Raw genomic sequence first — 626 nt, forward strand, 5'->3', positions numbered from 1 at the left:
ATGTGGGACGGCTCCGCCGAGACCCTGCAGGAAAACCTGCGCATTGCCCGTGAGCTGCTGGCCCGTACCGCCGCCGCCAAGATGATCCTTGAGGTGGAGATCGGCACCGTGGGCGGTGAGGAAGACGGCGTGGAGAACGCCATCAACGACAAGCTCTACACCACGGTCGAGGACGCCCTGGCCACCATCGACGCCCTGGGTTCCGGCGAGAACGGCCGCTACATCACGGCCCTGACCTTCGGTAACGTGCACGGTGTGTACAAGCCTGGCGGGGTGAAGCTCCGTCCGGAGATCCTGAAGGACATCCAGGCCCAGGTGGGGGCGAAGATCGGCAAGGACAGCCCGTTTGACCTGGTGTTCCACGGCGGTTCGGGTTCCTCGGACCAGGAAATCGCCGATGCTGTGTCCTACGGCACCATCAAGATGAACATCGACACTGACACCCAGTACGCGTACACGCGGCCGGTGGCGGACCACATGTTCCGCAACTACGACGGCGTGCTGAAGGTCGACGGCGAGGTGGGCAACAAGAAGACCTACGATCCGCGCGTCTGGGGCGCTTCCGCCGAGGCCGGCCTGGCCGCCCGCGTGGTGGAAGCAACCAAGCAGCTCGGCTCCGCCGGAAA

At 65.0% G+C, this 626-nt stretch carries 1 protein-coding gene; it reads left to right on the plus strand.

Going from position 1 to position 626, the window contains the following annotated elements; all coding sequences use genetic code 11:
- A partial coding sequence (fbaA, locus tag NQJ30_RS18855; protein ID WP_255771847.1) for a class II fructose-bisphosphate aldolase occupies positions 1-626 on the plus strand: 626 nt, incomplete at both ends.

Origin of the sequence: Pseudarthrobacter sulfonivorans (assembly GCF_024391045.1) — a bacterium.
Lineage (GTDB): Bacteria > Actinomycetota > Actinomycetes > Actinomycetales > Micrococcaceae > Arthrobacter > Arthrobacter sulfonivorans_B.